Source organism: Streptomyces griseus (assembly GCF_900460065.1).
GTDB lineage: Bacteria > Actinomycetota > Actinomycetes > Streptomycetales > Streptomycetaceae > Streptomyces > Streptomyces griseus.
In genome coordinates, this window is record NZ_UAVD01000025.1 from 127,714 (window position 1) to 148,456 (window position 20,743).

17 protein-coding genes and 1 tRNA gene are annotated in these 20,743 nt (G+C 73.6%); 12 read left to right on the plus strand and 6 right to left on the minus strand.

Going from position 1 to position 20,743, the window contains the following annotated elements; all coding sequences use genetic code 11:
• Positions 1-70: 70 nt before the first annotated feature.
• From aspT (DTB53_RS12800) to DTB53_RS12810, 3 genes are read left to right on the plus strand one after another with little or no spacing between them, the layout of a single operon-like run.
• Positions 71-1,747, plus strand: a complete 1,677-nt coding sequence (gene aspT / locus DTB53_RS12800; protein WP_012380826.1) for an aspartate-alanine antiporter — start codon at positions 71-73, stop codon at positions 1,745-1,747.
• 1 nt (position 1,748) lies between these two features.
• Complete coding sequence (gene aspT / locus DTB53_RS12805; protein WP_012380825.1) at positions 1,749-3,452, plus strand: aspartate-alanine antiporter; 1,704 nt, start codon at positions 1,749-1,751, stop codon at positions 3,450-3,452.
• 23 nt (positions 3,453-3,475) lie between these two features.
• Positions 3,476-5,128 (plus strand): bifunctional aspartate transaminase/aspartate 4-decarboxylase, encoded by a 1,653-nt coding sequence (locus DTB53_RS12810; RefSeq protein ID WP_003968977.1) that lies wholly within the window; start codon positions 3,476-3,478, stop codon positions 5,126-5,128.
• 280 nt (positions 5,129-5,408) lie between these two features.
• Here the strand turns inward: DTB53_RS12810 and DTB53_RS12815 are convergent, their stop codons facing one another.
• Positions 5,409-6,836, minus strand: coding sequence for a sensor histidine kinase (locus tag DTB53_RS12815; RefSeq protein ID WP_012380823.1), 1,428 nt, complete (start codon positions 6,834-6,836; stop codon positions 5,409-5,411).
• Positions 6,833-7,561 carry a response regulator transcription factor gene (locus DTB53_RS12820; protein WP_003968975.1) on the minus strand — a complete coding sequence of 243 codons (729 nt, stop codon included), beginning with the start codon at positions 7,559-7,561 and terminating at the stop codon, positions 6,833-6,835. The genes DTB53_RS12815 and DTB53_RS12820 overlap by 4 nt, the downstream gene beginning before the upstream one ends.
• A 132-nt stretch (positions 7,562-7,693) precedes the next feature.
• Between DTB53_RS12820 and DTB53_RS12825 the strand changes: the two genes are divergently transcribed.
• Positions 7,694-8,260: a hypothetical protein gene (locus DTB53_RS12825; RefSeq protein ID WP_003968974.1), complete on the plus strand. Its 567-nt coding sequence runs from the start codon at positions 7,694-7,696 to the stop codon at positions 8,258-8,260.
• A 57-nt stretch (positions 8,261-8,317) separates the two neighbouring features.
• On the opposite strand, the gene DTB53_RS12830 is transcribed toward DTB53_RS12825, so the two are convergent.
• Together DTB53_RS12830 and DTB53_RS12835 are read right to left on the minus strand one after the other, a co-directional pair.
• Complete coding sequence (locus DTB53_RS12830) at positions 8,318-9,265, minus strand: spermidine synthase (protein WP_012380822.1); 948 nt, start codon at positions 9,263-9,265, stop codon at positions 8,318-8,320.
• 75 nt (positions 9,266-9,340) lie between these two features.
• Positions 9,341-9,760, minus strand: a complete 420-nt coding sequence (locus DTB53_RS12835) for a hypothetical protein (RefSeq protein ID WP_003968972.1) — start codon at positions 9,758-9,760, stop codon at positions 9,341-9,343.
• 243 nt (positions 9,761-10,003) lie between these two features.
• On the opposite strand from DTB53_RS12835, the gene DTB53_RS12840 reads away from it, so the two are divergent.
• Entirely contained in the window at positions 10,004-11,527 is a 1,524-nt protein-coding gene (locus tag DTB53_RS12840) for an NsdA family TPR-like regulatory protein (RefSeq protein WP_012380820.1), read from the plus strand.
• Positions 11,528-11,635: 108 nt separating this feature from the next.
• On the opposite strand, the gene DTB53_RS12845 is transcribed toward DTB53_RS12840, so the two are convergent.
• Positions 11,636-12,232: a histidine phosphatase family protein gene (locus DTB53_RS12845; protein ID WP_012380819.1), complete on the minus strand. Its 597-nt coding sequence runs from the start codon at positions 12,230-12,232 to the stop codon at positions 11,636-11,638.
• Positions 12,233-12,480: 248 nt separating this feature from the next.
• Here DTB53_RS12845 and DTB53_RS12850 point away from each other — a divergent pair, with 248 nt between their 5' ends.
• The 7 genes from DTB53_RS12850 to DTB53_RS12880 all read left to right on the plus strand — a co-directional run bounded on the left by DTB53_RS12850 (position 12,481) and on the right by DTB53_RS12880 (position 19,151).
• Entirely contained in the window at positions 12,481-13,494 is a 1,014-nt protein-coding gene (locus DTB53_RS12850; RefSeq protein WP_012380818.1) for a phosphatase PAP2 family protein, read from the plus strand.
• Between the two features lie 106 nt (positions 13,495-13,600).
• Complete coding sequence (locus tag DTB53_RS12855; RefSeq protein WP_012380817.1) at positions 13,601-14,608, plus strand: hypothetical protein; 1,008 nt, start codon at positions 13,601-13,603, stop codon at positions 14,606-14,608.
• Positions 14,599-16,218, plus strand: a complete 1,620-nt coding sequence (locus DTB53_RS12860) for a hypothetical protein (RefSeq protein ID WP_012380816.1) — start codon at positions 14,599-14,601, stop codon at positions 16,216-16,218. Before DTB53_RS12855 ends, DTB53_RS12860 begins: the two co-directional genes overlap by 10 nt.
• A gap of 28 nt (positions 16,219-16,246) precedes the next feature.
• A complete protein-coding gene (locus tag DTB53_RS12865) occupies positions 16,247-17,581 on the plus strand; it encodes an AAA domain-containing protein (RefSeq protein ID WP_012380815.1) in 1,335 nt (444 codons plus the stop codon).
• A gap of 142 nt (positions 17,582-17,723) precedes the next feature.
• The gene (locus DTB53_RS12870; protein ID WP_003968962.1) at positions 17,724-18,065 is read left to right on the plus strand and encodes a DUF8844 domain-containing protein; all 342 of its coding nucleotides are present in this window, start codon (positions 17,724-17,726) and stop codon (positions 18,063-18,065) included.
• A gap of 326 nt (positions 18,066-18,391) precedes the next feature.
• Positions 18,392-19,087 (plus strand): bifunctional DNA primase/polymerase, encoded by a 696-nt coding sequence (locus tag DTB53_RS12875; protein WP_012380814.1) that lies wholly within the window; start codon positions 18,392-18,394, stop codon positions 19,085-19,087.
• Positions 19,078-19,151 (plus strand) — tRNA-Lys (locus DTB53_RS12880). The genes DTB53_RS12875 and DTB53_RS12880 overlap by 10 nt, the downstream gene beginning before the upstream one ends.
• A 42-nt stretch (positions 19,152-19,193) precedes the next feature.
• Here DTB53_RS12880 and DTB53_RS12885 read toward each other — a convergent pair.
• Complete coding sequence (locus DTB53_RS12885; RefSeq protein ID WP_012380813.1) at positions 19,194-20,495, minus strand: M6 family metalloprotease domain-containing protein; 1,302 nt, start codon at positions 20,493-20,495, stop codon at positions 19,194-19,196.
• Between the last annotated feature and the right edge of the window lie 248 nt (positions 20,496-20,743).

Sequence of the window (20,743 nt, forward strand, 5' to 3'; positions counted from 1 at the left end):
TGTTAATTTCTCCTTTATGCACCTTTTGAGCATCCTGGTCGCCGACACCAGCCCCGGTGAGTGAGGCGGGATGGGCGTCCTGCGCGACCATCCCGAACTGGCCCTGTTCTTCTGCCTCGCGGCCGGCTACCTCGTCGGCAAGCTCCGCGTCGGCCCGATCACGCTCGGCGGCATCTGCGGCACCCTCATCGTGTCGCTGCTGCTGGGCACCCGGCACGTCAGCGTCGACGACGACGTCAAGACCGTCTTCTTCGCACTGTTCATCTTCTCGCTCGGCTACATGGCCGGGCCGCAGTTCTTCGCCAACCTCAACCGCAAGAGCCTGCGCTTCTTCACGCTCTGCCTGATCGAGCTGGTCTGCGTCCTGGGGATCGCCTACGGGCTCGCCGAGGCCTTCGACCTGGACGTGGGCACGGCGTCCGGCATCCTCGCCGGAGCGGCCACCGAATCCGCCGTCGTGGGGACGGCGACCGAGGCCATCGGCAAGCTCGACGATCTGACCTCCGAGCAGATCAGCCAGTACCAGGGGCACGTCGCCACCGCGTACACCGTCTGCTACCTGTTCGGCCTGATCACCATCGTGCTGTACACCAGCCAGATCATGCCGATGCTCATGCGCATCAATCTGGCGGACGCCTCGCGCGAGCTGTGGGAGAAGATGCGCGGCGGCCAGGGCGGGCTGGAGTCCGACGAGCGCGAGGCGCTGCCCGGCATGGTCGGCCGCACCTATCTGGTGACCCGGGCCGACGGGCGGACGGTCGGTGATCTGGAGAACGCCCTGGGCGGCCGGATCACCGTCGAGGGCGTCAAGCGCGGCAGCAGGCTCCTGACGCCCTCCCCCGGTCTGGAGCTGACGCTCAGCGACCTGATCCAGGTGGTCGGGGAGCGGGCGGCCATCATCGAGGCGGGCCGCGAGATCGGCCCGGAGACCCCGGCCGTGCCGGGGCTCGACGCCCCGCTGGCCACCAGTCAGGTCGCGGTCACCGAGAAGGAGACGATCGGCGCGACGATCGACCGGCTGGAGAAGCGCCATCCCGAGTTCCGCAAGGACGGCGTCTACGTCACCGACGTGCTGCGCAACGACCAGCATCTGCCGGCCAGCGGGGAGACGGTCCTCGCCCGGGGCGACGTGCTCACCCTGGTGGGCGCCCGCGGCGGACTGAACCGGCTCGTCGCGAAGCTCGGCGCGGTCGTGAAGAACGACGCCACCGACTTCATCTACCTCGGTTTCGGCATCGTGGCGGGCTCCCTGCTCGGCCAGGTCGTCGTCAAGCTCGGCGATGTCCCGATGTCGCTCGGCACCGGCGGCGGCTGTCTGATCTCGGGTCTGGTGTTCGGCTGGTTCCGCTCCCGCAGCCAGACCTTCGGGGCGTTCCCGCCGCAGGCCGCGAGCACGCTCAAGGACATGGGCCTGGCCGTCTTCATCGCCTGTACGGGGCTGGCGGCGGGGCCCCAGGCCTGGCCGCTGCTGAAGGAGTACGGGGCGCTGCTGCCGTTCGCGGGCATCGCGATGGTGCTGGTCCCGGCGACGGTCTCCCTGGTCGTCGGGCGCAAGCTGCTGAAGATCGAGAAGCCGCTCCTGATCGGGGCGATCGCCGGACAGCAGTGCTCGACCCCGGCGATCACCTCCATCACCCAGGTGGCCCAGAGCTCGGTACCGCTGCTCGGCTACACGATCACGTACACGCTCTCCAACTTCCTGCTGCCGCTGACCGGGCCCGTCCTCGTCGGCGTACTGGGGGCGTGACGTGGTCGACTTCCTGAACCGGAACATCTTCCAGCCCCACCCCGAGCTGCTCGTCTTCCTCGTGGTCGCGTTCGGCTTCCTGCTCGGGAAGATCCGCTACCGGGCCATCGCGCTGGGCGCGGTGACGGGCTGCCTGGTCGCCGGGCTGCTGCTCGGGGCCCAGTTCAAGGTCCAGATCGACGACACGGTGAAGAACCTGTTCTTCATCATGTTCCTGTTCGCCCTGGGCTACCGGGTCGGCCCGCAGTTCTTCCAGGGGCTGCGGAAGGACGGGCTGCCGCAGGTCGTCAACGCGGTGGTCGTCTGTGTGACCGGGCTGCTGGTGTCCTGGCTGTTCGCGAACCTGCTCGGTTACGGTCCCGGGCTCGGCGCCGGCCTGATGAGCGGGGCCCTGACGCAGTCGGCCGCGATCGGGGTCGCCCAGGACGCGATCGGCACCCTGCCCGGCCTCTCCTCCGCCGAGGTGAAGACCCAGGAGAACCTGGTGGCCGTCGGGTACGCGGTGACGTATCCGCTGGGCACCATCCTGTGCGCGATGCTCCTGGCCAACGCGCTGCCGAGGCTCTACCGACGCGACCTGGCGAAGGAGAGCGCGGAGCTGGCGGCGGAGCTGGACGCGCCGGACGAGAGCCCGGACGAGGGGGAGGGCTACTACGAGGTGGTGCTGCGCGCGTACAGCGTCCAGCGGCCCGATCTGGTGGGCCGCTCGGTGGCGGACTTCGAGGAGCAGCAGAAGTCCCTGGGCCGCCGGGTCTACCTCACCGGGATCCGCCGCGACGGCACGGTCCTGGAGCACGACCAGTCCCGCGTCCTGCGCCTCGGCGACACCGTCGCGGTCAGCGCGATCCGGGGCGACCTGGTGGCGTTCGACGCGGTGACGCACATCGGGGCCGAGGCCGACGACGTGACGCTGCTGGGCTACCGCACCGAGACGCTGCACGTCGTCGTCTCGGAGAAGGCTCAGCTGGGCCGGACCGTGGAGGAGGTGCGGCGGGAACCGTTCATGGTCGGCGTGTACATCGACCGGCTGTACCGGGCGGGGGCGGTCTTCCCCTACCGGCTGTCCACGAAGCTGGAGCGCGGCGACACCCTCGTCCTCACCGGCCCGGAGCGCCTGGTCGGCCCCGCGGCGAAGGCGCTGGGCAAGCCCGTTCCGACGAGCTTCGCGACGGACATGATCTGGGTCGGCCTCGGCATCTTCCTCGGCGGCTGCATCGGCATCCCGGCGCTGACGGCCGGCGGGGTGCCGATCTCCCTGTCCACCTCGGGCGGCGGCCTGATCATGGGGCTCGTCTTCGGCTGGATCCGCGGCAAGTACCCGACGTACGGGAACGTGCCGCCCGGTGCGCAGTGGTTCATGGACACGCTCGGGCTCTGCCTGTTCGTGGCCGTCGTCGGGATCAACGCCGGGCCCGGTTTCACCAGTGGGCTCTCCACGGCCGGCTGGGGGCTGCTGCTGCTCGGCGCGGTCGCCACCGTCGTGCCGCTGCTCGTCGGGTTCCTGGTCGGGCACCACGTGCAGAAGATCCGCTTCCCGATCCTGATGGGCGTCCTGGCGGGCGGCCAGACCACCACGGCGGCGATCGGCGCCGTCAACGAGACCTCGAAGTCCCAGATCCCCACCCTCGGCTACACCATCCCGTACGCCGTCGGCAACGTCCTGCTGACGGTGTGGGGGGCCGTGATCGTCCTGCTGAACCACTGACCCGCTACGGAGTGGACACCACCATGCCCAAGACCCGCATCAGCCGTGAAGAGATCCGGTCGTTCGCCCAGCTCTCCCCGTTCGAGCTGAAGGACAAGTTCATCCAGATCGCGACAGCCGCGCAGAGCGATCAGCCGGGACAGAAGGGGAAGTCGACCCGGACGATGCTGAACGCGGGCCGCGGCAACCCGAACTGGGTGGCCACGGGGCCCCGTGAGGCGTACCACGCGCTCGGCTACTTCGCGATCGCGGAGTCCCGGCGGGTGTGGACCGCCGACAACCTGGGCGGCATGCCGGAGGAGTCGGGGTGTTCGGAGCGCTTCGAGCACTTCGTCCGTACGCATCCGGAGCTGCCGGGCATCGAGCTGCTGAAGGCGAGCGTGGACCTGGCGGTGAAGCGGTTCGGCTTCGACCGGGACGCGTTCGTGCACGAGCTGGCGGACTCCTCGATCGGCGACAACTATCCGGTCCCGGACCGGATCCTGCACCACACCGAGCAGATCGTGCGCGGCTACATCGCGGACGAGATGTTCGACCACCGGCCGCCGGAGGGGCAGACGTTGAGCCTGTTCGCGACCGAGGGCGGCACGGCGGCGATGTGCTACGTCTTCGACTCGCTGATGAAGAACGGGATCCTGGCGAAGGGCGACCGGATCGCCCTGATGGTGCCGGTGTTCACCCCGTACCTGGAGATCCCGGAGCTGGACACGTACGACTTCGACGTGGTGCGGGTGGAGGCGAGCCTGTTCACCGAGACGGGGGTGCGGCAGTGGCGCTACCCGGAGGAGGAGATCGCCAAGCTGGCGGACCCGTCGATCCGGATGGTCTGCTGCGTCAACCCGAGCAACCCGCCCTCGCTGGCGCTCTCCACCAGGGTCGCGGAGCAGATCGTGTCCATCGTCGGGGAGCGCAACCCGAACCTGATCATCGTGACCGACGACGTGTACGGAACCTTCGTGGAGGGCTTCCGCTCGCTCGCCGCCGACCTGCCGCGCAACACCCTCCTGGTCTACTCCTACTCCAAGCACTACGGGGCGACCGGATGGCGGCTCGGGGTGATCGCGCTGCACGACGACAACGTGATCGACGCGATGCTCCGGGAGCAGGGGGCGGAGCAGAGGGAACGGCTGAACAGGCGCTACGGAACGCTGTCGTTGGAGCCGGAGAAGATGAGGTTCATCGACCGGATGGTGGCGGACTCCCGGCAGGTGGCGCTGAACCACACGGCGGGGCTCTCGCTCCCGCAGCAGGTGATGATGGCGCTGTTCTCGCTCTTCGACATGCTGGACGAGGGCCAGGCGTACAAGCACCGCGTCCGGGCCATTGTCCGGCAACGGCTCGAACTCCTCCTGGAGGGCGTGCACATGAAGGTGTCGGAGGACCCGAAGCGGGCGGCCTACTACATCGAGCTGGACCTGCTGGCCGAGGCCGAGCGGGTGCACGGGAAGCCGTTCGCCGACTTCCTGGAGAAGAACTACGAGCCGGTCGACCCGCTGTTCCGGCTGGCCGAGCAGACGTCGGTGGTGCTGCTCAACGGCGGCGGCTTCGACGGCCCCGAGTGGTCGGTGCGGGTGTCGCTGGCCAACCTGGACGATCTGGACTACCTGAAGATCGGCCACCATCTGCGGGCGATCTTCGACGCGTACGCCGAGGAGTGGCGGGCCCAGGCGGGTTGAGAGGCGCGCCCCGGCCGGAGGTGGGGTGGGGTTCCGGCCGGGACGCGCGGTGGGGGGCCATGGTGCGGTTCGTGGGCCCGAGGGGGGCGTTCGGGCTGCTGGGCTGCCGGTTTCCCCGCCGCCACCGGGGCGACCGGTGGCGGTGGGGGCCGGCGTGGGGGTCTGTACCGCCGACGAGGAGGTACGACGAGAACGCTAGCGGCAACGGAACGGGCAAAGCGGGTGTTCCGGACCGCGGTCGAGGTTCTTAGGGCGGGCTTAAGGAACCCATCGGAGCGGGTTAATGCTGGGCCCGGCTCGCGGCCCGGGAGTCCCTGCGCCGCTGCCAGCCGATCCGGCGGCCGACCCGGCGGCCGTGCCCCCGCCGGCCGAGCTCGGGGCGGCTGCCGTACAGCCCGATCCAGATCCGCACCTCCGTGCCGCCGAGGACGGACCGGCCGATGCGCAGGTCGCCGCCGGTGGACTCGGCGACCCGGCGCACGATGTCGAGGCCGAGACCGGTGGAGCCGACGGACCCGCTCGCCGGATCGCGCCCGCTGGCGCCCCGGGCGAGGGCGGCCTTCGGGTCGGAAATCCCCGGGCCGGCGTCGGAGACGAGCACGATGACCGCGTCGCCGCTGTGGTGGACGTCGACGGCGAAGGCGGTGCCCTCGGGGGTGTGGCGGAAGACGTTGCCGAGCAACGCGTCGAGCGCGGCGGCCAGTTCGGGGCGGGCCACCGGGATGCGCACCGTGCGGTCGACTCCCGCCAGGCGCACCTCGCGGCCCTCGTCCTCCGCGAGGGCCGACCAGAAGCCCATCCGTTCGCGGATCACCTCGGAGGCGTCGCAGCCCGCCCCCGCCTGCCCGCCCGGGGACTGCGGGCGCTGCTCCCGGGCGGTGCGGATGATCGTGTCGACCTCGTGCTCCAGTTGCAGGACCGCCGCCCGGGTCTGTTCGGCCGCCGGGCCCTCCCCGAGGGACGCGGCGTTCAGCCGGAGCACGGTGAGCGGGGTGCGCAGCCGGTGCGAGAGGTCGGCGGCCAGTTCGCGCTCGTTGGCCAGGAGTTGGACGACCTGGTCAGCCATGGAGTTGAACGCGACGGCGGCGGAACGCAGTTCGGTGGGGCCCTCTTCGGGGACGCGGGTGCCCAGGCGCCCCTCCCCCAGGTCCTGGGCGGCGCCCGCGAGGCGCTGGGCGGGCTGCACCATCCGTATGCCGAGCCGGTCGGCGACCGCCACCGAGCCGACGATCAGCGCGACGCCGACGCCCGCCAGCGTCAGCCAGGCGGTGGCGACCCCGTGGGAGACCTCGCCCTCGGGGACGAACACCTCGACGACGGCGATGTCCCCGGTGCCCAGCGCGGTCGGCTGGAGCAGCGCGAAACCGCCGGCGACCTCGGTGATGGAGGCGCGCCCGGCCTTGCGTACGGTCGCCACGTCCTTGGGGGTGGCGCGCCGGGTGCCGATGTCCAGGGGCCCTCCCTCGGCCGGGACATGGACGGCGAGGCGGCCCCGGTCGCCCGGTTCGGTGGACAGGACGGCCCGGGTCAGCTCCTCGCGGTCGGTGGTGATGGAGAGCGTCGGGGCGATCATCGCGGCCTGGCGTTCGGCGTCGGAGAACGCCCGGTCACTGGCCATCTCCCGGATGACGAGTCCGAGCGGCACGGCGAAGGCGATGACGACCATGGCGGTGACCGCCAGGCAGACCTTGACCAGGGCCCATCTCATGCGGGCGGCTCCGTGAGCGGTGCGGCGGCCGGTGCGTCGGCCGGCGGCTGGAGCTTCACGCCGACGCCGCGCAGCGTGTGCAGATAGCGCGGGCGGGCGGCGGTCTCGCCGAGCTTGCGGCGCAGCCAGGAGAGGTGGACGTCGATGGTCTGGTCGTCGCCGTAGGACTGCTGCCAGACCTCGGCCAGCAGCTCCTTGCGGGCGACGACCACGCCGGGGCGCCCGGCCAGGAAGGTCAGCAGGTCGAACTCGCGGCGGGTCAGGTCGAGTTCGGCCCCGTCCAGCTCGGCGCTGCGGCGCAACGGGTCGATGGAGAGCCCGCCGACGCGGATGACCCGGGGCGGCGGCGCCTCGCCCCCGGCGGCGCGCGAGCGGCGGAGCACGGCGGCCATCCGGGCGGAGAGGTGCTCGACGGAGAACGGCTTCGTCAGGTAGTCGTCGGCGCCGTCGTTGAGCAGCCGGACGATCTCGCTCTCGTCGTCCCGGGCGGTGGCGATGATCACGGGCACATCGGTGATGGACCGGAGCATCTTCAGCGCCTCGCCGCCGTCCAGGTCGGGCAGCCCGAGGTCGAGGATGACCACGTCGAAGCGGAAGTGCGCGACCTCGCGCAGCGCTTCGAGCGCGGTGCCCACGCTCCGTACCGTGTGGGAGGCCTCACTGAGGTGCCGGATGAGGGCGGAACGTACGAACTGGTCGTCCTCGACCACGAGCACACTTGCCATGGGCGGCACCGTACGCCATGCCGGCGGGCCCGGTCCCGGTCCCGTCGGAAACCTCCGCAAAGGCCGGAGAAGGGCGGTTGTTGACGCAGACCGGGGGCGAGCGGGGCGGGGCGGGTGGTGCAGGATGTGCCGATGCAACGAGGACTCGTACACGCGCTGGCGTGGACGCTCGCCACCGGCGCGGCGGTCACGCTCTCGTGGTGGGGCGTGCACACGGTCATGACGGGGACGGCCTACGACCCGCCCCGGGCCGTGCCGGTGCTGGTGGGTTCGGCCCCTCCCCAGCACCTCGGGCAGAGCACCGGGGCGCCGCTCGTCTCCTCGACGCACCGGACGCCGCCCTCCCCCTCCGCCTCGGCCCCCGCCCCGTCGCGCCCCGGCGAGGTGAGCACCACGCCGCCGGCCCCACGCCCCTCCCGGACGCCGTCGGCCACCCCCGCGAAGCCTCCGGCGCCGTCGGCCTCGGGCACGGTCAGGAGCTATCGCACCGACGGGGGCCGGGTGGTGTTCGAGCTCGGCGCGCGCTCGGCGAAGCTCGTCTCGGCGACGCCGGAGCCGGGCTGGTCGATGCAGGTGTGGCCGAACGACGCCTGGATCCGGGTGGACTTCAGCGACGGGGGCGGGAAGGACGGGACGACGTACTCGGTGTTCTGCACCTGGAACGGGACTCCGCCGACGGTGCAGGTGGTCGAACCGTGACCGGGAGCAGGACCGGGGGCGTGAACGGGGCCGGGGCGGGGCCGTAGTCGGGACCGGTCACGGGTTCTCGAAGACGGACGGCGGCGGTGCGGGCGACGGTTTGGCCGCCGCGTCGGTGACGACGGCCGCGCCGCCGGTGAAGTCGGCGAGCGCGCGGCCGTGTTCGACGCGGCCGGGGTGCGGGTCGCTCGCCACCCGCCGGGTGAACTCCGCGACGGGGAGGGGCAGGCCCGAGGCGAGCAGGACCGCGTTGCCGAAGCGGCGCCCCCGCCACACCACCGGGTCGGCTGCCAGCGCCAGTTCGGGGAAGACGGCGGCGGCGGTGGCGACCTGGCCCCGCAGATGGGCGAGCGGGGGGCCGTCCGTGAGGTTGGCGGCGTACCGTCCCTCGGGCTTCAGCACCCGGCGCACCTCGGTGAGGAATTCGGCGGAGGTGAGGTGGGCGGGGGTGCGGGCCCCGCTGAAGACGTCCGCGATGACCAGGTCGGCCCAGCCGTCGGGGAGCCTGCCGAGCCCTTCGCGGGCGTCGGCGGCCCGGACCCGGACGCGGGCCTGGGGGTCCAGCGGGAGGCGGTTGCGGACGAGCTCGACGAGGGGGGCGTCGAGCTCGACGATCTGCTGGGTGGAGCGGGGGCGGGTCGCGGCGGTGTACCGGGCGAGGGTGAAGGCCCCGCCGCCCAGGTGCAGGACGTGCAGCGGCCGGAGCGGGGGTGCCGCGAGGTCGATGACGTGGCCGAGGCGGCGCTGGTAGGCGAACGAGAGGTGGGCGGGGTCGTCGAGGTCCACGTGGGACTGCGGGGCGCCGTCGATCAGGAGCGTCCAGCCGTGCGGGCGTTCCCGGTCGGGCAGGAGCTCGGCGAGTCCGCCGGCGACCTGCCGGGAGACCGGCTCCCGCTCGGTACGGCCGGGCCCCCGGCCGCCGCCCCGACGCCCCGTCGCGTCGTCGGCTCCGCCCTTGCCGGAGGCCTTGGCCCTGCCCCGGGTCGACGCTCCTCGACGTGCCACGTTCGCTGGTCCTTGCTGGTGGGGCCCGGCTCGCCGGTCGCGCGGAGGTGTTCCGCCCGCCCGGCCATTATGGGCTCAGCAGCAGTTGTCGGCCGCCTCCAGCAGCCGGGCGGCCTGATCGAGGGCGGCGCGGAGCACGGCCGGGTCGGTGACCGGGGCGTCCTCGGCGGGCGGCAGCAGCCAGCCGGAGCCGGAGACGGGCGGCTCGGCGGGGATGCGCAGCCCGCGGCCGTCGGTCCGCGTACAGGCGCTGCCCGGTACGTCCCAGGCGTCGGCGGTGCCCGGCGGAACGAGGAAGCCGAGGGTGTCGCAGGCGCCGTCGTGCAGAACCGGGCCGACGGTTTCCCGGTTCCGGCCCCGGCGGAGGATGTCGACGGCCTCCAGGCCCTGCCGGGCCGGCACCGTGACGAGGTCGCAGGACTGGTCCGCCTGCGCCGGTGGCAGCGGATGCGTCGCGGTCGTCCGTGAGCCGGTCTCCCTGCCGAGGTGCAACAAGGGAACCCCTCCTCTCATCGCCGAACGGAGCCACGCTCCGTCTCCGCATGGACCAACGCCCCGGGTGCGTCAAGGGCTACGGGTCCGCACCGCCGCAAAGGGTGGCAGTTCATGGCAGATCAAGGGTGGTATGCCCCTTTCGCAACGAAACGCTGTGTGTGCGCCCCGTCACAGAAGGTACGTTCTTGCTCCGCCGGGGCGCCGGGATCCACGGGCCCCGGCCGCACCAGAGAGGGGCCGGCCATGGTGGCGACAGCGGCAGTTCCCAACCTCGCCTTCCGTCAGCTGCGCGGACAGCGTTCCGCCGGGGAGTTCGCGGCGGCCGTCCGCAGGGCGGCGCGGGAGATCGGGGAGCAGGTCGCGTGCGACGCCCGCTACATCGGGCGCGTGGAGTCCGGGGAGATCCGCTGCCCCAACTACGCCTACGAACGGGTGTTCCTGCACATGTTCCCGGGGGCGTCCCTGACCGACCTCGGGTTCTCGGCCCGCGAGAGCGTACGGGGGCGGGGGGCCCGGGTCGTCTCCGAACCGCCGCCGACGGGGGCGGGGACGGGGGCGCGAACGGTCTCGGCACCGGCCGCCGCGCCCCGTGCTTCCGGTCTCCGGGACCCCTCCTCCGGGCTCCCGCACGACTCCCGCGGCGACCACGCCTCCCGTCCCGGCACGGGGCCCCTTCTCCACCGCGAGACCGATACCGACGACATCCCCGAGGAGAGCGACGTGCTGCGTCGCGTGTTCATGATGAGCGGCACCACCACGGTGGCGGCCACTTCCCTGGGCCTCGGCGGCTCGCCCGCCTCCGCCGAGAACCGGGTCTCCCTGCCCGCGCAGCGCAGGGTCGGCGAGGCGGAGGTGAACGCCGTCGAGAAGGCCGTGCGGCAGATCCGGCTGCTGGACGACCGGCACGGGGCGGACGGGCTCTACCGGCGGGCCGCCCAGCCGCTGCGCGCGGCCTACGAACTGCTGGACGGCGGGACCACCGCACGGCGTGCCACCTCGGACCGGCTGCACGCGGGCGCGGGCGAGCTGGCCATCTCGGTGGGGTGGCTGGCCCACGACTCGGGCCGCTTCGACGACGCCCGCTCGCACTACGCGGAGGCGCTGGCCACGGCCCGGCTGGCGGGGGACGCGGGCCTGGAGGCGCACGCCTTCTGCAACACGTCGTTCCTGGCCCGGGACGCGGGGCGGCCGAGGGAGGCGGTACGGGCGGCGGAGGCCGGCCAGCGGGCGGCCCGCACGCTGGGGTCGCCCCGGCTGCTGGCGCTGCTCGCGCTGCGGGAGGCGGGTGGCCGGGCGGGGCTCGGGGACCGGACGGGCTGCGACCGGGCGATCGGACGGGCCCGGGCGGCGTTCGAGCGGGGCACGGCGGCGGGTGACCCGGAGTGGATGAGCTTCTTCCGGGAGGCGGAACTGGAACTGCTGGAGGCGCAGTGCTGGTCGGCGCTGGGCGACTGGTCCCGTGCCGCGCGGCACGGGCGGCGGGCGACGGCGCTCCAGGACCCGCACTTCACCCGGAACCTGGCGCTGTACCGCGCCCAGCTCATGGGTGACCTGGCCCGGTCGGGCCGGGCGGACGAGGCGGCGGCGACGGGGCACCAGGTGCTGGACCTGCTGACCCGGGTCCAGTCCTCGCGGATCCGGGGGATGCTGGCGGGGGCGGCGCGCGTGCTGGGCCCGCGGGCGGGGGCGGGCCCGGTGGCCGCCTTCCTGACCCGCCACCAGGAGTCGCCCGGGCCGGGCGGCCCTGACGGCCACCCCGGCCGGTAGGGCGACGCTTGGCCCGTCCCGCGCCCGTCCCGGCCCGTCGGGCGTTCGAGGACGGACCTGAGGGGCGCGGGCGGTCCCCGGCCGACCGGTGCCCGGCGACCGGTGCCGCTACCGGTCCAGGTGGCCCGTGTCGTTCCAGCGTTCCACGGCCGGCAGGCCGTAGGCCCAGCCCAGGACCGACAGCGACGTCGGGTCCAGGCGGATGCGGGCGCCGAACGACAGGTCCTCGCCCAGCCACCGCGCACCCAGCGCCCGCAGGATGTGGCCGTGGGCGAAGACCAGGACGTCCCGGTCCGCCGAGCGGGCCCAGGCGACGATCTCGTCCGCGCGGGCGGTGACGTCGGCGACGGACTCCCCGTCCGGGACCCCGTCGCGCCAGATCAGCCAGTCGGGACGGTCCGCCCTGATCTGCGCCGGGGTCAGCCCCTCGTACGCCCCGTAGTCCCATTCCATCAGCGCGTCCCACGGCTCGGCCCGCTCGCCGAACCCGGCCAGTCCACAGGTCTCGGCGGCCCGGACGAGCGGACTGGTGCGGACCTCGACGCCGGGCAGACCCGCCCACGGCGCCCGGTGCAGCCGCTCGCCGAGGAGCTTCGCGCCCTCGCGCCCGTCGTCCAGGAGCGGGATGTCCGTCCTGCCGGTGTGGTTGCCCCGGACCGACCACTGGGTCTGGCCGTGCCGGGCGAGCAGGATGCGCGCTGCCATGAAGGCTCTCCCTGGAACGTTTGGTGCTGTCGGGCCCTTCCATCATCCCGTACCGGCCCGGCAGGCAACCTCCCGGGCCGTGCGGGCGTCCCACCCTGAGCAGCGCCCCCGGCCGAGCGTACGGACCAGGGCGGGGACCGCCGCGTACGGGATGTCCGGCAGGGGACCCCCGGGGGAGACGGCGGCACGGTGCCGCCGTACGGTTGAACGTTCGTCGTCGGCCGCATGAACATGGGGAGAGCTACCGGATGCCGCACGCCACCGCGCCGCCCGCGACCGGTCATCGGCCCCGCTGGTGGACGGAGCTGCCACTGATCGCGGTGGTGTACGCGCTGTATTCGGTGGGCCGGCTCCTCGTACGCGGCGACGTGTCGACGGCCGTCGACCACGGCCTGGCGATCCTGCGGCTGGAACAGGCGCTGCACCTCAACGCCGAGCATCCGCTGAACCGTCTCTTCACCAGCACACCGTCGCTCGGGATACCCGCCGACTTCGCGTACGCGTCGCTGCACTACCTGGTCACCCCGGCCGTGCTCATATGGATGTTCCGGCGCAGGTCGGCCGCGTACCGGGCGGCGAGGGTCTGGCTGATGAACTCCACCCTGCTGGGGCTGGTCGGCTTCACGCTGATGCCGACCTGTCCGCCCCGGCTGCTGGACGCGAGCCACGGCTTCGTCGACACGATGGCGCAGTACAGCGCGTACGGCTGGTGGGGCGAGGGGGCGAGCGCCCCGCGGGGACTGAGCGGGATGACCAACCAGTACGCGGCGATGCCCAGCCTGCACGTCGGCTGGTCGATCTGGTGCGGGATCCTGCTGTGGCGGCACGGCCGCCACCCCCTGATACGCGCGGCGGGTATCGCCTATCCGCTGCTCACCACGGTCATCGTGATGGGCACCGCCAACCACTACTTCCTGGACGCCGTCGCGGGCGCCGCGGTGATGGGCGTCGGAGCCCTGCTGGTCAGGCCCGTCGTACGGATCGCCGACCGGGTCAAGGCGTGGGGCGCCGCGCGGTTCACCGGACCGGCCGCCGTCCTGTTCGCGGGCCGCGGCGAGGACGGCCGGAGCACCGTCGCCGGGTCCGTATCCGCGGCCACGCCCCCGAATGTCAGTACCGGATGCAAGACTTCCCCGGGTGAGCGAATCCCCGGCCAGCGGACCACCTCCGCAGATCCCCCCGGCCCGGCAGTCGGCGGCACGGCAGCCGGCGACGACGCCGACGCGGCCGCGAGCGACGACGCTCCGGCAGCGGCTCGCTGAGCTGCGCGGCCCGTCCGTCCAACCGCATCCGCTGGACGCGAGAGCCCTGGCCGCCCTCGCGGCCAACCCCGGGTGCAAGCGGCGGGCCCTGCTCGACGGCGCCGGGGTGGACAAGGGCGTGCTGGCCACCGCGCTCGGCTCCCCCGCCCCCTTCGGACAGTCCCAGTTCGCCTTCATGCGGGGCAACGCGTTCGAGGCGAAGGTCAAGGCCGACGGCGGGGCGGAGCTGCTGCGCCTGCTGTACGAACGGCTCGGCGGCGGCGCCCCTCCCCCGGCCGGGGACACCGCCACGCCCGATCTGAGCGCCGCCGGCCCCGAGGGCCGTGCCGCGCGCACCGCGCTCGCGCTCCGCGAGGCCACGGCGGCGGGCGGCTGGGCGCTGCTGGACCACCCGATGCTGGCCCTGGAGGTCGCGGGTTCCCCCGCCTATCTGGAGCCCGACGCGGTCGTGGTGCACCCCGACGGCCGGTGGACGGTGGTCGAGATCAAGTCGTTTCCGATGATCGACGCGTCGGCCGATCCGTCGAAGGTCGGCGCCGCCGCCCGGCAGGCCGCGGTGTACGTGCTGGCGCTGGAGCGGGTCGCGGCGGTCACCGAGGGTGCGGAGGTCGGCCACCGGGTGCTGCTGGTCTGCCCCAAGGACTTCTCGAACCTGCCGACCGCCTCCGTCGTGGACGTGCGCAAGCAGCGCGCCGTGACCCGCCGGCAGCTGACCCGGCTGACGCGCGTCGAGGACATCGCGGCGGCGCTGCCGGAGGGGACGACGTTCGATCCGGCGTGCCCGCCCGAGGAGCTCGACGCCGCCGTGGCCGCCGTGCCCCCGGCGTACGCCCCGGAGTGTCTGGCCGCCTGCGAGCTGGCGTTCCACTGCCGGTCGAGGTCCCGGGCCGAGGGGGCCGTGGAGGCGCTGGGCCGGAGCGTGCGCGGCGAGCTGGGCGGGCTGACCACCGTGGCCGGGGTGCTGGCCGCCGCCGCGGGCAAGGAGGGCGATCCCGCCGATCCGACGGTCGCGGCGCTGCGCCGGGCCGCCGCCCTGCGCGCCGAGGCGCTGGAGAGCGCCTCCGCCGCGCGGGCCGGGACCGACGTGCCGGAGGGTGCGGGCGCATGTCGCTGATCACCACCCTGGCCCGGCTGGAGGCCGTCGACACGGGCCGCGCGCAGCCGCTGGCGACCGTCCGGCACCGTCATCTCGCCGACCGGCCGCTCGTGCTGGTGCCGCTGACCACCGCCGGTGAGGCGGGGGCCCCGCTCGGGGCACTGGTCGGCACGGACCGGGAGGCACCCCGGCTGCTGGCCGTCGCCCAGCCGCGCGACCGGGACCTGCGGTTCGCGTTCCTGGCCGAGCTGGCGGAGGCGGTGCTCCCGCACATCGAGGCGTACGCGGACGTCGTCGAGCCCGCCGAGCGCAACGAGACGGATCCGGCGACGGGTAAGAAGGCCAAGGTCGAGGTCGAGCTGTGCACGGACGCCGCCCAGCTGATCGTGCCGAGCCGGGCGGGCGTCGAGTTCGTCCGCCTGCTGGGCCGGTCCATGCGGTTCCGGCGCACCGCCGAGGACGATCCGGACACCCCGTATCCGGCCCCGGCCCGCGTGCCGCTGCTCGGCCGCTGGCTGACGCACTACGGGGAGCGGGCCCGGGTGCCCGGCTCCTCGCTGCTGCCCGCCGTCACGGACCTGCTGAACCGGCACTGGGCGAGCGGGCAGAGCAGCCTGGAGGACCAGCACCTGGGCGCGCTGCTGGCCTGGATCGACCCGCCGGCCGGCTCGTCGGGGGCCGAGGCGGCGCTCCGGGCCGAGCTGGCCCGGGACGGGAAGGGCCAGTTGCTCTGCCCGCCGGCGGGTCCGGCCACCGACCCGGACTTCGACAACCGGCTCCTCGCCCCGGCGATCGAGCGGTACGACCGGGCGCGCACGGCGCTGGCGTCCGCCGAGGACGGGCTCGCCGCCGATGCCCGCCTCGGCGAGCTGAGCGCCGCCGAGCGGGAGATCCGCTCGCTGCTGGCGCGGGTCATGCTGCCGACCTGGGACGCGGTCTGGCGGGGCCTCGACCTGCTGCGGGAGCTGCCCGAGGGGTCCCGGACGGAGGACCGCTGGACCCGGGACCGCTGGTCGTTCACCGCCCACCGGGACCGGGTGCGTTCGGGTGAGCCGCCGCAGCCGCGCCGCGACGACGCGGTGACGGCGGCCCAGAAGCTGGCCTCCCGGGAGACCGCCCAGGCCCAGCTGGAGGCGCAGGAGGCGCTGGACGACCCGCTGGTGCTGGCGGGGCGGCGGCTGGCGGGCGAGGCGTTCCTCGCCACGGTGTCCGCGGTGGAGATGGCGTACACCGAGTCCAAGCGGCCCGCCCCCCGCCCGCTGCTCACCGTCCGCACCGACGAGCGCCCGCACCTGGCCGAGCGGACGAAGGTCTACCGCTCGCTGGAGGGCAAGCCGCAGACGGCGGAGTTCGTGCGGTACGCGGACGGGCCTCCGGCCGACGACGGGGAGATCCCGCTGGTGCTGCGGATCCTGGACCGCATGGGCCGGGGCAAGGAGCCCGCGCCCGGTTCGGTGCCCGAGCCCGGCGAGCGGATCGCCTGGACCCTGTTCGAGCACGACCAGCGCGGCGGCCCGAAGCTCCCGGACCCGGAGGAGACGCCGTGGACCCACGGCGGCCCGCCGGGCGCGGACGCCGCGACGCGTGCGGAGCTACCCGACCCCGTGACCCCGGAGGATCTGCTGTGACGACCGCCGTCTGTGAGGGCCCGCTGTGGTGACGACCGGTTTCGATCCGGGCGCGGAGGCGGCCCGGGCGACGGGGGCGATCCTCGACGACACCCTGCGCGGCAGCGCCCGGGGCGTCGTCGTGGACTCCCCGCCCGGCGCCGGGAAGTCGACGCTGGTGGTCCGGGCGGCCCTGGAGCTGGCCGCCGCCGGGCATCCGCTGATGGTGATCGCCCAGACCAACGCCCAGGTCGACGACCTGGTGGTGCGGCTCGCCGAGAAGGACCCGGAGCTGCCGGTGGGGCGGCTCCACAGCAGCGACTCCGATCCGTACGACAAGGTCCTGGACGGCCTGGCCAACGTGACGAAGTCGGCGAAGGCGGCGGATCTGGCCGGGCTCGACGTGGTGATCTCGACGGCCGCCAAGTGGGCGCACGTGAAGAACGTGGAGCCGTGGGGGCACGCGATCGTCGACGAGGCGTACCAGATGCGCTCCGACGCCCTGCTGGCCGTGGCCGGGCTGTTCGAGCGGGCGCTGTTCGTCGGGGACCCGGGCCAGCTGGACCCGTTCTCGATCGTCGGCGCGGACCAGTGGGCGGGGCTCAGCTACGACCCGTCCGCGAGCGCGGTGTCCACGCTGCTCGCGCACAATCCGGAGCTGCCGCAGCACCGGCTGCCGGTGTCGTGGCGGCTCCCGGCGTCGGCCGCCCCGCTGGTGTCGGACGCGTTCTACCCGTACACGCCGTTCCGCAGCGGTACGGACCACGGGGACCGGAAGCTCTCCTTCGGGGTGGCCTCGGACGGTTCGGGGCCCGACCGGGTGCTGGACGAGGCGGCCGAGTCCGGGTGGGGGCTGCTGGAGCTGCCCGCGCGGCACACCCCGCGCACCGACCCCGAGGCGGTACGGGCGGTGGCGCTGGTGGTCCGGCGGCTGCTGGACCGGGGCGGCGTCGCCACCAGCGAGCGGGCCGAGGAGCCGGTGCCGGTGACGGCGGACCGGGTGGCGGTCGGCACGGCCCACCGGGACCAGGCGGCGGCGGTCCGGGCGGCCCTCACGGAGCTGGGCGTCACGGGGGTCGCGGTGGACACGGCCAACCGGCTCCAGGGCCGCGAGTTCGACGTCACGGTGGTGCTGCACCCGCTGTCGGGGCGGCCCGACGCCACGGCCTTCCACCTGGAGACGGGCCGCCTGTGCGTGCTGGCCTCCCGGCACCGGCACGCCTGCGTCGTGGTGTGCCGGGAAGGGGTGGCGGAGCTGCTGGACGAACACCCGTCCACCGAGCCGGTCCAGCTGGGCGTCACGGTGAAGTTCCCCGACGGCTGGGAGGCGAACCACACGGTGCTGGCCCACCTCTCGGAGCACCGGGTGCGGTGGCGGCCCTGAGCCGGGGCCCCGGGCCGGCCCGGGCGGGAGGCCCGTCCCCGCGCCCCCGCCGCGCGCCCCGGCCCCCTTGCGCGGGGTTGGACAATGGAGGGTGGCCGTCCGGATCCTCCGGTCATCAGGTCGTCCGAGGGAGGAACACCACATGACACAGTCCGAGCGGAACGAACGGCAGCGGCTGCGCCCCGCGCCCCTGCTTTTCGAGCCGTCTCAGGCCACGGCGGACCCGGAGCACTTCTTCGACCTGGAGTCGGTGGAGGACCCCCGTGAGCTGCTGGCCCGTGCGACCGAGCTGACGCAGGCCTTCCGGGCGGCGACGGACCGGTCGGTGGAGTTCCAGGCGATGGCGGCGGCCCAGCTCGCCGACCCGCGCCGGTTCGACCGGCTGACCGCGGCGGACGTCGCGGAGCGCGCGGAGTGGACCGAGGACTACGCGAAGAAGATGATCGAGTTCGGCCGCTCCCTGCTGGACGCTCCCGGCGCCTGACCGGCCCGGGTGAATCACGCCCCGCGGCACCGCGTCCCGCGTGCCCCGTGCCCCGCGGACAGGGCCGTGGGTGGACCGGGTCGGTGGCGCGGGGGACACCGGCAGGACGGGTGAGACCGGGGGGACGCGTGAGACCGGTGGGGCGGGTGTGGGCGTAGTGAACGTGTGTGGCCTGTGGGGCGGACGGGGCAGATGCGGTCGCATCAGACCGGGGGTCAGGTCCCGTGGCATATTCCGGCGGGCAAGATACCCCTCCCCCTCCCGGCCTGTCCCGGATTCCGGCAACTCTCGGAATCCTCACCGTCACTCCCGGTAGACCTTGCTCCATGAGCGCATGGCTGAAAGACGAAACGACCCTGCGGACCGGTGCCGCCCAGCACCACGGCGTCGACATCTTCGCCCTGCTGCGGGACCAGTCCGGGCCCCAGGCCGCACAGGTCACGGCGGCCGGCGCCGCCTGGCTGGCGGGGGCCGCCCCGTATCCGCGCAGCACGCTCGCCCACTGGGAGGAACGCCCAAAGGCCCCCGGAGTGCTGCCCTGCGGTTCCGCCTTCGACGTCGTGAACGTGCCGGCGCTGTTCGGGCGGCGGATGCTGGAGCAGCTCTGGGCCGAGGGGCCCGGCTCCGGTCCGGTCGCCACGCACCGGGGCCGGATGCTGCTGTTCGCCGCCCCCGGAACGGCCCAGCGGCTGCCCTCGCTGCTCGCCTGGGAGGAGTGGGGAACCAGTGGTTCCGGGGGCGGCGGAGACTCCGGGAAGCAGCGCGGGGCGGTGCCGCCCGTGCTCTGCCACGGCACCGGTGACGCCGTGACCGTACCGCCGCTGACCTGCGTCCCGTCCGAGAGCGGGCCGCGTTGGGTGGTCGCCCCCGACACCCGCAGCCCCTGGCTCCCGGGCCCCGATGTGCTGCTCTGGGCGTGTGTGCGGGTGAGCCGGTCCTCGTCGTCCCCGGGTGCCGCACATACGATTTTTCCTCGGGCGGATCAGGGTGCTAATGTCTACGACGTCACCAGGCGCCGTTAGCTCAGTTGGTTAGAGCAGCTGACTCTTAATCAGCGGGTCCGGGGTTCGAGTCCCTGACGGCGCACAGACGGAAGAAGCCCCCCGCGGAAGCGGGGGGCTTCTTCGTTCACCCGGGTGCGGCGATCCCCTCCCCGGAGCTCTCACCCGGGCTCTCCCCGGGGGCGCTCCCGACGCCGGTGGTGATCCGGACGGTCCAGGAGCCGGACGGAGTGCGGTCGGCGACCTCGACGCGGGTGTCGTCGCCCGGCACGGTGAAGGTCTCCCCGACGGCGAGCGGGGCGTCCGCCAGCGGCGGGTAGACCGAGCGGTCCCAGCAGGCCCCGGTGTCCGGGTGGGTGTCGACCACCTCGACGGGTCCACCGCCGGAGGCCGTTTCGCTGCGGACGCGGTAGATCAGGATGCCCTCGGCGCAGGTGTCGCGGTCGTTCCCGGTGGCGCTGCGGGCCTCGATGGCCAGGACGCTGCCGGCGCCGGTGCGCACGACGGCGAGCCGGGTCCCGATCGACCCGCCGGGGACCGGGGCGGCGGCGACCGGTTCGAGCGTGACGTCGGCCGAGCCCCGGACGCAGACGACCTGGCGTCCGCCGAGCCAGCCGAGCTTCCACTTGTGCCAGCCGAACAGGTCCGGGGCGAGGCCGAACTGGCTGCCCATGACGTCCCAGTCGCCGACGTGGGTGTCCCAGTCGCCCTTGCCGTCGGTGGGCCGGTGGTAGAGGTCGGCGAGGTCGAAGACGTGTCCGGTCTCGTGGGCGAGGACGTTGCGGTCGGGCGGGTGCTGCTCGAAGACGGTGACGACGCGCCGGATGTCGCTGTCGTCGGCGCGCAGCGGGCGGTCGAAGTTGACGACCTTGGTGGCGTCGGAGTCGACGCCGGGGGCGTCCGGGTCGGCCACCAGGTAGACGACGTCGTACCGGGAGAAGTCCACGTCCGGGTCGGCGGCGTCGATGGCGTCGCGCAGGTAGGCGGTGCGCCGCTCGGCGTTCCAGTCACGCTCTATGCCGTACCAGGTGGAGTCGCGCGGCATCCGCGTCCAGGTCCGCTGCGGATGGGGACGCAGGGTGAACCGGCCATAGCTGGCGCGTTCGAAGAAGCGGGTCGTGGCGGGGAAGTGGTCGGCGGTGAGCGCCTCGGGGGTGAGGGTGGGCTCGGAGTCCGGGAAGGACAGGAAGATCATGACCGCGTCGAGCCCCCGGTCGGGGCGCGGGTACGCCGTGTTCCAGGTGTTCAGGCCGAGCGAGTGGTGCGCCGCCGTCCGGGGCAGGGCGCAGGGGGTGGCGTTCTCCATGGCCGCCGCGGCGGGGCCCGCGACGAGGGACGTGGCGGCGAGCGCCAGGAGGGAGGTGGCGGCGGCGGCCAGACTGCGCAGCGGCGGCCGTTCCGCTCCCCCGGGTCCGCGACGGCACGGCACATCGACCTCCGGGTGGGGAAACACGGTCCATCCCGTCCACCCTGTGTCGCTTCACCACGCCACGCCCTGTTGTGCTGCCCCACACGGGTCAGCGGTCAAAATCGCCACCCACACCTTCACGGAACGTCACCATCGGCCACTCGGGCCATCCGATGAAACAGATCTGCACAGAATTGATCAGGATCGGGCAAAGCGGAACGTCCGGCCCCGTCACCCCGCCGACCCGCGCGATGGCCCGGACCGGACGG

Coding starts and splice junctions, on each gene's coding strand:
- aspT (WP_012380826.1), top strand. CDS start 71: ATGGGCGTCCTGCGCGACCATCCCGAACTGGCCCTGTTCTTCTGCCTC.
- DTB53_RS12810 (WP_003968977.1), top strand. CDS start 3,476: ATGCCCAAGACCCGCATCAGCCGTGAAGAGATCCGGTCGTTCGCCCAG.
- DTB53_RS12815 (WP_012380823.1), bottom strand. CDS start 6,836: ATGAGATGGGCCCTGGTCAAGGTCTGCCTGGCGGTCACCGCCATGGTC.
- DTB53_RS12820 (WP_003968975.1), bottom strand. CDS start 7,561: ATGGCAAGTGTGCTCGTGGTCGAGGACGACCAGTTCGTACGTTCCGCC.
- DTB53_RS12825 (WP_003968974.1), top strand. CDS start 7,694: ATGCAACGAGGACTCGTACACGCGCTGGCGTGGACGCTCGCCACCGGC.
- DTB53_RS12840 (WP_012380820.1), top strand. CDS start 10,004: ATGGTGGCGACAGCGGCAGTTCCCAACCTCGCCTTCCGTCAGCTGCGC.
- DTB53_RS12845 (WP_012380819.1), bottom strand. CDS start 12,232: ATGGCAGCGCGCATCCTGCTCGCCCGGCACGGCCAGACCCAGTGGTCG.
- DTB53_RS12850 (WP_012380818.1), top strand. CDS start 12,481: ATGCCGCACGCCACCGCGCCGCCCGCGACCGGTCATCGGCCCCGCTGG.
- DTB53_RS12860 (WP_012380816.1), top strand. CDS start 14,599: ATGTCGCTGATCACCACCCTGGCCCGGCTGGAGGCCGTCGACACGGGC.
- DTB53_RS12870 (WP_003968962.1), top strand. CDS start 17,724: ATGACACAGTCCGAGCGGAACGAACGGCAGCGGCTGCGCCCCGCGCCC.
- DTB53_RS12875 (WP_012380814.1), top strand. CDS start 18,392: ATGAGCGCATGGCTGAAAGACGAAACGACCCTGCGGACCGGTGCCGCC.